This window comes from Micromonospora sp. NPDC003776, from assembly GCF_053605645.1.
On sequence record NZ_JBSGJR010000153.1, the window covers coordinates 1 to 12,431 of the forward strand.

Genomic DNA, 12,431 nt, shown 5'->3' on the forward strand with positions numbered 1-12,431 from the left:
ACCGGCACCGCCTACGACCCCACCCAGCACCGAGCACTCCAACGACTCCTCAACCAAGATCAACCAGTGAAGGCTTGACACAGGGCTACTCACGCCAGGACCCGGTGGGGGGTGGAGATCGTGGACGGCGCGACGGTGTTGACGGTCGTCGGCAGCCGCATCGAGGCGGAACTGATCGTCGGCATGCTGCAGAGTCACGGCCTGAGGGCGGTTGTGGTGGCGGACGATGCCGGAGGGATGCGCCCGCACCTGCAGATGAAGGGTGTGCGCGTCCTGGTCCACCCGTCCGACGAAGCCTCGGCCCGCCAGCTCCTGGCGGCCGTCGATGACCCTGCCGGACCGACCGGCGTCGATCCTGCCGCGGCAGGGCAGCGGAGTACCGCAACCGACCGCATCGAACGCGACCTGAACGACCCGCAGCAGGACCTCTGATCGCGCCGGGTCCACCTACTCGGAAGTCGGCCGCAGATCCACCCGGCTGCGGATGGCCCGGGCGAGGGCCGCCTGGCCCTCGTCGTCGACCCTCAGGACGCCGTTCTCGGCCATCACCGCGTGGAACTGCTGCCGGTCGTAGGGGACTCCCGGGGGCAGCGGTGCGAGGTGCCAGTGCAGGTGGGCGTTGCCCTGCCGGCTGCCCAGGCTCATCGAGTACATCCGCTCGGTCGGCACCGTCGCCGCGATGGCCCGCGCGACCGCGTGGACGATGCCCTGGAAGCGGAGGAACCGGGGCCGCTCCATGTCGTGCACCCAGCTCTCCAGGTGGCGCTTCGGCGCGACGAGGCAGTAGCCCAGCAGGGTCGGGTAACGGGCGAGGAAGGCGATGGTGTGGTCGTCCTCGTAGACGAGATGGTGGCGGTAGTCAGGGTCGCCGGCGACGAACGCGCAGACGAAGCACGGCCCTTCGTGCACCCGGCGCGCGTACTGCGCGAAGTCGAACGGGGCCTTCGCGGGCTGGTCCTCCATGCGAGGAGACTAGGTCGGCTCGGGTGCGACGCGGCACCTGGGCAAGCCCGGAATGCCAAACCGGGTGGTCCGATCGGGACGGGTCGGCCACCATGGTCGACATGGCAGGGGACCGGGTATGAGGCTGCCGCTTCAGGGCGGGCTGCCGCCGGCGGACGCCTTGGCCGGCGCGGTCGTGGAGATCGCCTGTGACGAATCGGGGTTCTCCGGCACCAACCTGCTCGACCCCGCCACGCCGGTGATCACCCACGCGAGTGTCGACCTGCGCGGTGACGAGGCGGCCGAGCTGATCGCCACGCTGCGTTCCGGTTTCCGGTTCTCGCCGAACGAGTTCAAGTCCCGGCAGTTCCTGCGCCGGCCGGAAGCGGGCGAGGTGCTGGACTGGTTCCTGGCGGCGCTGCGCGGCCGGGCGCACGTGCAGCTGGTCGACAAGCAGTTCTTCCTCGTCACCCGCATCGTCGACCTGCTGCTGGCCGAGCCGTCGTACGCGGCCGGGACGCGCCTGACGCAGGAACACCGTCCGGCCGCCCTCGCCGTGTACCGGGCCGGGCGCTCGGCCGGCCCCGCCTGGGGAGTCTTCCTCTCGGCCTTCGTCGAGCTGCTCCGGCTCAAGCGGCGACACCGGCCGGATCAGCCGACCGTGGAACGGTTCTTCGAGGCACGGGACGCGCTGGTACGACACGGGCTGGGCGCGCCGGCCGAGGCTGTTCTCGACCGGCTCAGCCCCAGCCGGGTGAGCGCCGTCCTGGCCAGGCTGAGCGACGACGACCGGTCGATCCCGCCACCGCTGGAGCCGATGCTGCCGGCGCTGGCGGAGACCGTCCTGTTCTGGAGCGGCGGCGGGCGGCGGGTGCTGGTGACCCACGACGAGCAGAGCGCCCTGACGGCCGACCGGTTGCGCCGCCTCCAGCGGGTGTTGGCCGACCGCGTCGGACTGTCACCGGCCGGGGGATCACCGCTGGCCGGGCTGGTGATGGCCGACTCCCGGGACGACCCGCGCGTCCAGGTCGCCGATCTGCTCGCCGGGGTGGCCCGGCGGTTGCCGGGGATCGTCGATGACGGGCCACTCCAGCCGTTGCTCTCCCCGACGTCGCTGCGGGACCCGGTCGGGGACGCCCTGGCGAGCTGACGGCCACGGCGGGACGGAGCAGCCGGAGCTCGCCGTGGGCGAGGGCGGTATCCCGCAGGTGGGGGCTGGACCTTTCCCCTGGGGCAGGGCTCAGCATCCTCGGTGCCGGCCACAGCCGGCATCAACCGACCGGGGGTGGCGGGTGTGGCAGCGCCGACGACGGCAGCCGGAAGTGGCAGCGCTGGCCGCGGAAGCGGCGGTGCCGAAGGGGGCGCTGGGGGATGTGGACCGGCTGCCTGTCTGGTGGATCGGCGTCCACTGGCGATCGCCGCGTACCGGCGGCTGTGGGTAGCGTCGCTGATCGCCGCGGTGGGCGGTTCGTTCAGCGCGGTCGCCGTACCCGCCCAGTTGTTCTCGATGACCGGCTCGTCCGCGACGGTCGGTGCCTCGGCGGCGGTGTCGCTCGTCGCGCTGGTGGTGTCGGCGTTGTGGGGTGGCGTGCTCGCCGATGCCGTCGACCGCCGTCGGCTGCTGCTGGTCGCCGACGGCGGCCTGGCGTTGACGTACGCGGGGCTGTGGGCGCAGGCGGCCCTGGGTCTGCGGTCGGTGCCGGTGCTGATGGCGCTGGTCGCCTGTCAGGGCCTCAGCTATGGCGCGGTCATGGCGACGATGGGTGCGGTGGTGCCCCGTCTGGTGCCGGCCGACCTGCTGGCCGCCGCGAACGGATTGAGCTCGTTGGTGCGGTACGTCGGGTCGATCGTGGGTCCGTTGCTTGCCGGGGTGCTGATTCCCGTGCTGGGGCTGGGCGCGTTGTACCTGTTGGACACGCTGGCGCTGCTGGTCGTCATGTGGTCGGTTTTCCGGCTGCCGCCGCTGGCACCCGGGTCGTCGCCGGCGCCGGTGGCGGCCACCCGAACGGCGCCGTCGCCGGTCGGCGCGAATGCGCCGCTGCGGCGGCCGGTGGTCGGGCAGTTGCTGGACGGCTTCCGCTACCTCTTCACCCGCCGGCTGCTGGTGGCGCTGATCGGGGTCGACCTGGCCGCCATGGTGCTCGGGGCGCCGTGGGCGCTCTACCCGGAGTTGGCCGAGCGGGAGTTCGGCGGCGCCGCCGGGGGCGGTTTCCAGCTCGGTGTCCTCTACGCCAGCTACCCGGCGGGCGTGTTCGCGGTCGGTCTGGTGTCCGGCGTGTTCACCCGCGCCCGGCGGCACGGCGCCCTGATGGCGTCCGCCGCCGCCGGCTGGGGTGTGGCGGTCGTGCTGCTGGGGCTGGCCCCTCAGCTGTGGCTGGCCGCCGCCGCGCTGCTGGCCGGCGGGGGCGTGAACTTCGTGCTCAGCACGTTCCGTCGGGCCATCAGCCAGGCGAGCACCGACGACGCACTGCGCGGCCGGATCGAGGGATCGATGGTCGTCGTCACGCTGGGCGGCCCGCAGATCGGCAACCTCCTGCACGGCGTGACCGGGGCGGCCTGGGGGCCACGCTGGGCGATCTCAGCGGGCGGGGTGCTGACCGTTCTCGCCGTGGCGGGCATCATCCAGGCGGTGCCGCAGCTGTGGCGGTACGACGGCGCGCCGCGGTCCGAGCAGGTGTCGCGGTAACGCCGCGTCGGCGGAGTCGCTTCCGCGAACATCGACCGGTCAGCGGCCCGGGCGGTTGCCGTATCGGATTGGATGACGTCATGGACGTCACGAAGGACGGGCGGCCCTGGCGGATCGGCACGGCCGGCGACGTGGCCTGGCTGGCCGGTCGGACCACGTCCGGCCTCTCGATCACCGCGGCGATCCCGCCGGTGTTCGACGCGTACGCCACCTGCTACCCGCCGGACGGTGTCGGTTTCGAGGCGCACGAACGTGCCCTGGTCGGTGAGCTCGTCGCGCACACCCCCGCCCAGCCGTGGTGGCTGGGCTATCTCGACACCGGCGCCCACGACATCGTCTTCCCCGGCGCGCCGAAGCTGTCGCTCTACTGGGACTGGCCGTACGTGCTGGTCGAGGCCGGACCGGAGCAGGCGCTGACCTGGCGGACCGGCCATATGCGCGGCGACGGGTCACTGCCCGATCTGTTCTTTCCGGCGGATCGTTCGTGGCTGGTCTCGGCGCTGTGGGACGACGCCTGGACCGACCTCGGTGGCGGGGCCGCCCTGATCGCCGCCCTGCACGGCAATTCGCTGGTCAATGCCCGTCCGGTCGGGCCGGACGAGGACGCCCTCCCGCCCGGGCTCACCCGCGACTGACCCGCGTACACCGCGATCTGGAGGAAGACTTCGGCGATCTCCTGGGCAAAGCGGATGCGAGCGGGTGTTCCGGGGTCAGAGTTGCGCCGCCGCACCCCCGACGTGGTGGGACAGGACGTGCGCCGTGGTGATCGCCAGGTCGCGGTCGAGGACCTCGTCCCGGGGGACGAAGACCATCGCGCGTCCCTCGCCGAGCACCACGTCCTCCTGCCGGGCCGTGGTGGTGCCGCGGAAGACGTGCACCGTGACGGTGTGCGGGAAGCCCTGCTCGTACGGGCGGGGGCCGGTCCACAGCGGGTGCAGCTCATCGACGGTCAGGCCGGTCTCCTCGCGCAGTTCCCGGCGGGCGGCCTGCTCGGGTGTTTCACCCGCCTCGAGGTGGCCGCCCGGCAGGCTCCACTGGTTGGGCGAGACGGGGGTGTTCCCGTCCCGGTGTTGCAGGAGCAGCGCCCCCGAGGCGTCGACGAGCAGCACGAGCGCGATTTCATAGGTGGCCATCGCCGGATCGTGCCATGCCGGGGTGGGTGCGGGAGGGCCGGTGCGCGCCGGCGGTCAGGGCCCGAGCAGGGCCAGCTGGTGCCGCACCGCGGCGGTGATCCGGTGCTGGTCGCCGGTGGCGAGGAGGTCGAGGAGCGCGCCGCGGAGCACCGCCAGCGTCAGGGTGCGGCGGCTTGTGCCCTCGTCGCTGTCGCGCTCGGGCCGAGGCTGGCAGGCGGCCAGGACGGCGAGCCAGTCCTGCACGGTCGCCCGGGCGAATCCGGCCCACGCGCCGTCGGGCTCGACGAGGGACCGCCCGTACGCCTCGACCCAGAGCCGCAACAGCGCGCGGTGCTCGTCGGCGGCCAGCCAGGCCCAGATCTGCCCGGCGGCCGTGGTCAGGCCGATGGGCTCCCGGCCGGCGTCGCGGAGGTGGTCCAGGATGGCCAGCTCGTCGGTGCGGGCGCGGGCCAGCAGTGCGCGTACCAGGCCGTCCTTGTTGCCGAACAGGAACATCAGCACGCGGGGGCTGGAGCCGATCGCGGTGGCCAGCGGGCGCAGGGACAGGTCGGCGAGGCCGTGTTCGAGCACGTACCGGTAGGCGGCCTCCAGCAGCTCCACCTGGCGTGCCGAGGGGGTGGTCCGATCCGGGGGCATGGCGGTAGCGTACCGCTACTGAAACAGTTGTGTCAGTAGTGTGGAGGGGGCAGATCATGAGGCAGCAGGAGGTCGTGGTGCGCCGGGCCGACCGCCCCGGCGACCTGGGCTGGGTGGTGATGGCTCACGGCGAGGTCTACGACCGGCAGTTCGGCTGGGACACCGACTTCGAGGCGCTGGTGGCCAGGATCGTGGCCGACTACGCCGCCGATCACGACCCGGCTACCGAGGCGGCCTGGATCGCCGAGTTCGACGGCGAGCGCGCGGGGTGCGTCTTCTGCGTGGCCGGCGACGTACCCGGGGTGGCGAAGCTGCGGATCCTGCTGGTCGCCCCGGCCGCGCGCGGGCTGGGCGTGGGCTCCCGGCTGGTGGAGACCTGCCTCGCCTTCGCGCGCGACGCCGGCTACCGGCAGGTCACCCTGTGGACCAACGACGTGCTGGTGTCGGCCCGGCGGATCTACCAGGCCTTCGGGTTCGTCCTCACCGACGAGGAGCCGCACCACAGCTTCGGCCACGACCTGATCGGTCAGCACTGGACCCTCGACCTGGGGGAGGCGCCGGCGGCCGGGGTCCGCAGCGTGGGGGCCAGGGCGTGAGGCCCGCATTCTCCGTGGCGCCCGAGCATCCGAACCGCTAGCCTCGCGCGGATGCCCGTACGCCCCCATCCCGAGGACGCCGCCGACTCGCTGCTGGTCACCGACGACGGTACGGCGCTGGCCCGGATGCGCCTGCGCGACGACGACGGGACGCCGGTGGCGGCCGAGCTGCGGCCGTTGCCCGGGGCGGCTCGGGTTCACGTCGCCGAGCAGGCGCGCCGTGATCTCGCCGGGTTCCGGCTGGAGACGTCCGACGACGGGGTGGTGGACGCGCTGGTGGCCGCCGGCCTCACCCGGCACCGCGCCGCGACCGACCTGCGCCACGACCTGGCCGAGGTGCCGGCGCCGGCGGCGCTGCCGTCCGGTTGGTCGCTGGGCGGCCCCGGCTGGGACGACGAGCTGGCCGAGGGGCTGGCGGCGGCGTACGGGCCGGGCCACCCGGACGGGCCGTGGACGGCCGGCGACACCGCCGAGGTACGCGGCATGTTCGACACCGGGGAGCCGGTGCCGCCGCTGCTGCCCGCCTCGGCCCGCCTGATTGATCCGGCCGGGCGCAGCGCCGGTCATGTGCTGTGCGCCGGGCCGGTGCCGTGGACGGCGGACGTCTGCGCCTGGGTGCTGAACCTGGCGGTGGCGCCGCGCGCCCAGGGCCGCGGCTTCGGTCGGGCGCTGCTCACCCACGCGCTGCGGGGCGCCCGCGAGGCCGGGCTGCCGGCGGTCGGCCTGTCGGTGGCCGACGGCAATCCGGCCCGCCGGATCTACGACGCCGCAGGGTTCCGCCCGTACGCCCGGGTGCTGTCGGTGCTGTTGCCGGCGGCCGCCGACCCGCCGGTCGCGATGCCGCCCGGCGGCACGGCGTGAGCGGTCCGGCGGACGCCCGGGGCCGGACGGTGACCGCGGGCGGGCTCGCCGGCGGCGCCCATGCGGCCCAGCGGCCGGGTCAGCCGTCGGCGGCGCGGACCGTGCGGAGCAGGAAGCCGGCCAACAGCAGGTGCTGGCCGTCCGTCTCCGCGGCCACGTCGATCTCCTCGATCCGCGTGCCGGTCCACTGCGGCTCGGCGAAGGCCGCCCGTAGGAACTCCTCGGACACGCCCCAGCCCTGCCCGGCCTCGAAGGACACGGCCAGGACGAAGACGGTCGCGTCCGGCGCGGCGAGGCCCGGCAGGAGGCGGAGATAGTCCTCCACCCCGCCGCCGTCGCCGCGCCGGTGCAGGCTGTGCAGGAGGCCGGAGTCGAACACCGAGTCGAACGGCGCCGACGGCAGCGACAGGGCGGTGGCGTCCTGGGCCTCGAAGTGGACGGTGAGGCCCTCGGCGGCGGCCTTGGCGCGGGCCATGCCGATCGCCACGGGGGAGATGTCGACCGCGGTCACCGCGTAGCCGCGGCGGGCGAGCGCCAGCGCGAGATCGCCGGTGCCGCAGCCGACATCGAGTACCTTCGGGCCCCGCATCCCGTCGTCGAGGAGCGCCGCGAGCGCCGGTTGCGGGCCGCCGATCGCCCAGGGCGGCCCGCCCGAGTCGGCGGTGTCGCGGTAGAGCACGTCGTACTCGTCGCGGACGGCCTCGGCGTCGGATGCGGCCACGGCACACCCCCTCAACGCGGGTAGAAGGTGATCCTACCTACGCCGGCGGCCGATCAGTCGAGGCAGAACTCGTTGCCCTCGGGATCGGCCATGACGATGTGACCGGCGCCGAGCGGGGGAGCGGGCTCATGGCGCTGGAGGCGGGTGGCGCCGTGGCCGACGAGCCGCTCGGCCTCCGCCTCCAGGGCCGCCATCCGCGCGTCGCCGACGAGCCCGGGAGCGGCCCGCACGTCGAGGTGCACGCGGTTCTTGGCCTGCTTGCCCTCGGGCACGCGCTGGAAGAACAGCCGGGGCCCGGCGCCCTCGGGGTCGATCAGCGCGGAGGCGTCGTTGCGGCGCTCGGGCGGGACGCCCATCGCCTCCAGCGCCTGCTCCCACGTCTCGAAGCCGGCGGGTGGGTCCTGCAGCCGGTAGCCGAGGGCCTGGGCCCAGAACGCCGACAGCCCCGCGGGGTCGGCGCAGTCGAAGGTGATCTGTACGTCGCGGGCCATGGTCAGCTCGCCTCCGGTCGCTGATGAGCGGGCAGGGGGAGCAGGGCGCTCCAGGTCGGGTCGGTCATGGCTCCGAGTCTCCCCCGGATAGCGGACAGGATCGTTCCGCGATGCGTGCAACGATTGGCGGGTGACCGTGGAGGCGACGACCGAGCGGGTCCTGCGGCTGCTGGCGCTGTTGCAGCGGCGGCCGTCCTGGACGGCCGCCGAGCTCGCCGCGGAGCTGGGGGTCACCGACCGTTCGGTGCGCCGCGACGTGGAGCGGCTGCGGGCCCTCGGTTATCCCGTGCACGCGACGGCGGGCGTCGGCGGCGGCTACCGGCTCGGCGCGGGCACCCGACTGCCGCCGCTGCTGTTCGCCGACGAGGAGGCGATCGCCACGGCGGTGTCGCTGCGGCTGGCGTCGGGCGGCACGGTCGCCGGGGCGGGCGAGGCGGCGCTGCGGGCGCTCGCGAAGCTCGACCAGGTGATGCCGTCCCGGCTGCGCGCCGAGGTGCGCGCGGTGTACGCCGCGACCGAGACCCTCGTCGGTCCCGGCGTCGAGGTGGACCCCGAGGTGCTGCTGACGCTCGCGCGGGCCTGTCGCGACACCGTGCGGGTGCGCTTCCGGTATCCCGGCCGCGACGGCGGGCAGGGCGAGCGCACGGTCGAGCCGGTGCGGATGGTCACGACCGGCCGCCGCTGGTACCTGATGGCCTGGGACGTCGACCGCGACGACTGGCGCACCTTCCGGCTGGACCGGATGAGCGAAATGGCGGCGACGACCTGGCGCTTCCGGCCACGGGAGCACCCGGACCCGGTCGCGTACGTGCAGCGGTCGGTGACCGGGGCGCCGTACCGGTATCTCGCCCGGGTGCGGGTGCACGCCCGGCCGGACCGGTTGCGGGAGCTGGTGCCGCCCCAGGTGGCGCGCGTCGAGGAGGGCCACGACGGGTGGTGCGTGCTCGTCGTTGGCGGGGACGATGTGGACTGGCTCGCCGTGCAGGTGGCCCGGCTGGGCTTCGAGGCCGAGGTGCTGGAGCCGCCGGAGCTGCGGGAGGCCGTCGCCCGGCTCGCCCGTCGCCTCGGGGCGATGGCCGGCGTCGGCTGACCGCGGCTGCACCTCCGCACGGATCGGGGCGTATGTGGCTTTTGTGCGAATTAGGCTCGGCCTGTCAGTCCGGTCAGCGATCCCAGGAGCCCGCCGATGTCGCACCATCTCGACACCCCGCTCGCCGCGCAGAGCGGCCAGCTCTTCCTCGACGACCTGTACGTCTTCGACGGCGAGCAGGGCACCGTCCTCGTGATGGACGTGAACAGCTCGGTGACCAGGGCGGACATCAAGCCCGGCTTCCACCATGAGGCGCGCTACGAGTTCAAGGTCCACATCGACGGCTCGGAGATGGAGGAGCTGACCTACCGGGTGGCCTTCGGTGAGCTGGACGGGCAGGGCCGGCAGGACCTCACCGTGCACGCACTCACCGGCACCGAGGCGCGGGACGACGGCGCGACCGGAACCCTGCTCGCCCAGGGCCGGACCCGGGAGGAGGTGACCGGTGAGCACCTGCGGGTCTGGGCCGGGCGGATCACCGACCCCTTCTACATCGACCTGGACCAACTCGCCACCGTCAACGCCGCCTTCAAGAACGCAGCCAGGCTCGACCGCGGCGCCTGGCAACCGGCGAACGCGAAGAACAGCTTCGCCGGCACCACCGTCGACTCGATCGTCATGGAGATCTCCCGCGACGAGTCGATGCTGCGGGTCGGCACCCGAATCGGCGTCTGGGCCGCCACCAAGCTGGCCACCGACGCCGGCGGATGGCGGCAGATCAACCGCGCCGGCCACCCGATGATGTGGCCGATCTTCTGGCCCACCGACACCGACTTCGCCAACCCCGCCAACACCCGGCACCCCTGCGAGGACCTGCGCGCCGACGGACAGGAGATCGCCTCGGCCGTGGCCCGGGTCGTCGCGGCCAACGGCACCGCGCCCGATCCGCAGGCCTACGGCTGGGATGCGGCCCGCCAGCTCTACCCGGACGTGCTGTCGTACCAGGTGGGCACGCCCGCCAACTACGGCTTCGCGCTCCGCAACGGACGCACCATGGCCGACAACGCGCCGGAGGTGATGTTCTCCCTGGTGCTCAACACCGGCATCACCTCCGGGCTCACCCCGGACACCAGCAAGGACGCCCGCACCGACTCCTTCCCGTATGTGGTGCCCGCCGAGCGGTGAGCGGGCACCGAGGGCCGGCCACACCCCGGCCGACCGTGCGGTGGCGCTACGCGTCGCGCCCGACCGGCCCCCGCGCCCGCCGCGCTCCTGGTGGCCGCCGTGGTGCCGGCGGTCCTCGGCGCGGCGGTTCCCGGAGCGCCGCGGTAGCCGGGCGGCTGCCGCCGGCGCGACCGCCGGCCGGGACGCGCGGGACGGACGCCGCGGCGGGCCGGGCCGTACGATGCCGGCCATGACCCGCTCCGGTCCGATCCCGCCGCCCGCCGCGCCACTCACCGACGGCGCGATCAGCCTGCGGCTGCGACGGGCGTCCGACCTCGACGCGATCGCCGCGGCCAGCCACGATCCGGAGGCCCGCCGCTGGCTGGACGACGAGCCGATGGATGCCGAGGCCCGCCGCACCAGCCTGGCCCGGGCCGACGAGGCGTGGCGCAGCGGACGGGCCGCCCCGCTGGTGATCGCCGACGCGGCGACCGACGAGCCGGTGGGGATGATCAACCTCCAGTTCCGCGACGACGCGGTGGCCACCGTCGCCTACGGCGTGTTCCCGGCGCAGCGTGGCCGGGGCGTCGCGCCGCGCGCGGTCCGGCTCCTGGTCGGCTGGGCGCGGACCGAGCTGCGGGTACCGCAGGTGCTCCTGGAGTCGGACGAGGCGAACCTCGCCTCGATCCGGGTCGCCGAGAAGGCCGGCTTCCGGCGGATCGGCTCCCGCAGCGAGCCGGCCGGGGACGGCGGGGTGCGGACGGTGGCCGTCTTCGGCATCGACGCACCCGGGCCTAGCCCGGCGTGACCGCCGCGCGGCGGCCGACGGCGCGGAGCATGCGCCCGACCAGCACGCGGTGGCCGCCGGAGCCGATCACCAGCAGGCGGTAGAGCCGGCCGGGCAGCCCGGGAAACGCGGCGTCCGTGCGGGCGCTGAGCAGCGTGCCGCCGCGCTCCGGCGTCAGGGTGAAGACCAGCGAGTAGCGGGAGAACCGGTGCCGGCCGGTCAGCCGGAGCCGCCGCCCGGGCACCGCCTCGGTGACCGCGAAGCCCGGCAGGGTGGCGCCCGGCTCGAAGAGGGTGCCGGTGGCGCGCCGCGGCTCGGTGCCGAGCAGCCGGGCCACCGCACCGCTGCCGGTGCCGGCACCCGGCACCAGCCCGGTGAGGGCCTGCCACACGGCGGGCGCGGGAGCCGGGACGAGGACCCGGTGCTCGTCGACGAACGGCAGTGCGTCCCAGGAATCGGTGGTCATGCGAGCGTCCTCCTCAGCCGGGCCCAGCATCCGACGAGGCAGCTGCCACCGGGATCCCCCACGTCGGGGAGACGCTGCCGCCGGCGGGGGAGCCACGTCCGGCCGGTGCGGGACCCCGCCCCGTGCCGGGGTCCCGCGCCGGTGGCCCGCCCTGGACCGCCCTCAGCCAGCCAGGGCCTGCGCCCGCCCCGGTCCCGGCGGGTCCGAACCCTCGAGCCGGACCGTGGGAAGCAGCCGGTCCAGCCAGCCCGGCAGCCACCAGTTGTAGCGACCGAGCAGCTCCATCGACGCCGGTAGCAGCACCAGCCGCACCACGGTCGCGTCCACCAGGACCGCCACGGCCAGGCCCAGCCCGAGCTGCTTGACGCCGAGGTCGGCGCCGAGCATCACGGACAGGAACACCGCGATCATGATGGCCGCCGCGGCGCTGACCACCCGGGCGCTGCCGGCCAGCCCGTCCCGCACCGCCCGGCGGGTGTCGCCGGTGACGTCGTACGCCTCGCGGATGCGGGAGACCAGGAAGACCTCGTAGTCCATGGAGAGTCCGAACAGGATCGGGAACATGATCAACGGCACCCAGGCGGTCACCGGCATGGTGGTGGGGAAGTTCAGGGCGCGCCCGGCCCAGCCCCACTGCACGACGGCGACCAGCACGCCGTACGCGGCGCCGATGGAGAGCAGGTTCAGCAGGCCGGCCTTCACCGCCAGCAGCGGGGACCGGAAGATCACCACCAGCAGCAGCAGGGACAGCCCGACCACCACCACGATCACCGTGGGCAGCCGGTCGGCGGTCAGCTCCGCGAAGTCGATGCTGGCGGCGGCCGCCCCACCCACCGCGACCGGCTGTCCGGCGGTGGCCCGGCGCAGCCGGTGCACCAGGTCGACGGTGGCGGCGTCCTGCGTACCCGTGGTGGGTCG

General features: G+C 74.3%; 16 protein-coding genes. 9 read left to right on the top strand and 7 right to left on the bottom strand.

The features are described 5' to 3' along the window. Positions 1-111 precede the first annotated feature (111 nt). Entirely contained in the window at positions 112-432 is a 321-nt protein-coding gene (locus ACWEVO_RS15110) for a putative signal transducing protein (protein ID WP_452308120.1), read from the top strand. Positions 433-447: 15 nt separating this feature from the next. Here ACWEVO_RS15110 and ACWEVO_RS15115 read toward each other — a convergent pair whose 3' ends face one another. Then, positions 448-963, bottom strand: coding sequence for an HIT family protein (locus ACWEVO_RS15115; RefSeq protein ID WP_452308121.1), 516 nt, complete (start codon positions 961-963; stop codon positions 448-450). Between the two features lie 118 nt (positions 964-1,081). Between ACWEVO_RS15115 and ACWEVO_RS15120 the strand changes: the two genes are divergently transcribed. From ACWEVO_RS15120 to ACWEVO_RS15130, 3 genes are all read left to right on the top strand, one after another. Then, the gene (locus ACWEVO_RS15120; RefSeq protein ID WP_452308122.1) at positions 1,082-2,092 is read left to right on the top strand and encodes a DUF3800 domain-containing protein; all 1,011 of its coding nucleotides are present in this window, start codon (positions 1,082-1,084) and stop codon (positions 2,090-2,092) included. A gap of 243 nt (positions 2,093-2,335) precedes the next feature. Further along, entirely contained in the window at positions 2,336-3,628 is a 1,293-nt protein-coding gene (locus ACWEVO_RS15125) for an MFS transporter (RefSeq protein WP_452308123.1), read from the top strand. A gap of 80 nt (positions 3,629-3,708) precedes the next feature. Beyond that, the gene (locus ACWEVO_RS15130; protein ID WP_452308124.1) at positions 3,709-4,263 is read left to right on the top strand and encodes a hypothetical protein; all 555 of its coding nucleotides are present in this window, start codon (positions 3,709-3,711) and stop codon (positions 4,261-4,263) included. 75 nt (positions 4,264-4,338) lie between these two features. Here the strand turns inward: ACWEVO_RS15130 and ACWEVO_RS15135 are convergent, their stop codons facing one another. Both ACWEVO_RS15135 and ACWEVO_RS15140 read right to left on the bottom strand, forming a co-directional pair. Further along, positions 4,339-4,761, bottom strand: a complete 423-nt coding sequence (locus ACWEVO_RS15135; RefSeq protein WP_452308125.1) for an NUDIX hydrolase — start codon at positions 4,759-4,761, stop codon at positions 4,339-4,341. A 54-nt stretch (positions 4,762-4,815) separates the two neighbouring features. Next, positions 4,816-5,397 (bottom strand): TetR/AcrR family transcriptional regulator, encoded by a 582-nt coding sequence (locus ACWEVO_RS15140; RefSeq protein ID WP_452308126.1) that lies wholly within the window; start codon positions 5,395-5,397, stop codon positions 4,816-4,818. 56 nt (positions 5,398-5,453) lie between these two features. On the opposite strand from ACWEVO_RS15140, the gene ACWEVO_RS15145 reads away from it, so the two are divergent. Continuing rightward, the gene (locus tag ACWEVO_RS15145; RefSeq protein ID WP_452308127.1) at positions 5,454-5,993 is read left to right on the top strand and encodes a GNAT family N-acetyltransferase; all 540 of its coding nucleotides are present in this window, start codon (positions 5,454-5,456) and stop codon (positions 5,991-5,993) included. A 51-nt stretch (positions 5,994-6,044) separates the two neighbouring features. Further along, complete coding sequence (locus ACWEVO_RS15150; RefSeq protein ID WP_452308128.1) at positions 6,045-6,854, top strand: GNAT family N-acetyltransferase; 810 nt, start codon at positions 6,045-6,047, stop codon at positions 6,852-6,854. A 79-nt stretch (positions 6,855-6,933) separates the two neighbouring features. On the opposite strand, the gene ACWEVO_RS15155 is transcribed toward ACWEVO_RS15150, so the two are convergent. Next, a complete protein-coding gene (locus ACWEVO_RS15155) occupies positions 6,934-7,575 on the bottom strand; it encodes a class I SAM-dependent methyltransferase (protein ID WP_452308129.1) in 642 nt (213 codons plus the stop codon). A gap of 53 nt (positions 7,576-7,628) precedes the next feature. Next, on the bottom strand, positions 7,629-8,066 hold the full coding sequence (locus tag ACWEVO_RS15160; protein WP_452308130.1) for a VOC family protein: 438 nt from the start codon (positions 8,064-8,066) through the stop codon (positions 7,629-7,631). Positions 8,067-8,196: 130 nt separating this feature from the next. On the opposite strand from ACWEVO_RS15160, the gene ACWEVO_RS15165 reads away from it, so the two are divergent. The 3 genes from ACWEVO_RS15165 to ACWEVO_RS15175 all read left to right on the top strand — a co-directional run bounded on the left by ACWEVO_RS15165 (position 8,197) and on the right by ACWEVO_RS15175 (position 11,068). Next, positions 8,197-9,156 (top strand): helix-turn-helix transcriptional regulator, encoded by a 960-nt coding sequence (locus ACWEVO_RS15165; RefSeq protein WP_452308131.1) that lies wholly within the window; start codon positions 8,197-8,199, stop codon positions 9,154-9,156. A 96-nt stretch (positions 9,157-9,252) separates the two neighbouring features. Further along, positions 9,253-10,281, top strand: a complete 1,029-nt coding sequence (locus tag ACWEVO_RS15170) for a DUF4331 family protein (RefSeq protein ID WP_452308132.1) — start codon at positions 9,253-9,255, stop codon at positions 10,279-10,281. Positions 10,282-10,510: 229 nt separating this feature from the next. After that, entirely contained in the window at positions 10,511-11,068 is a 558-nt protein-coding gene (locus ACWEVO_RS15175; RefSeq protein ID WP_452308133.1) for a GNAT family N-acetyltransferase, read from the top strand. Here the strand turns inward: ACWEVO_RS15175 and ACWEVO_RS15180 are convergent. Further along, positions 11,055-11,513 carry a hypothetical protein gene (locus ACWEVO_RS15180; RefSeq protein WP_452308134.1) on the bottom strand — a complete coding sequence of 153 codons (459 nt, stop codon included), beginning with the start codon at positions 11,511-11,513 and terminating at the stop codon, positions 11,055-11,057. The genes ACWEVO_RS15175 and ACWEVO_RS15180 overlap by 14 nt on opposite strands. Before the next feature lie 162 nt (positions 11,514-11,675). Continuing rightward, a partial coding sequence (locus tag ACWEVO_RS15185) for an MMPL family transporter (RefSeq protein ID WP_452308135.1) occupies positions 11,676-12,431 on the bottom strand: 756 nt, incomplete at its 5' end.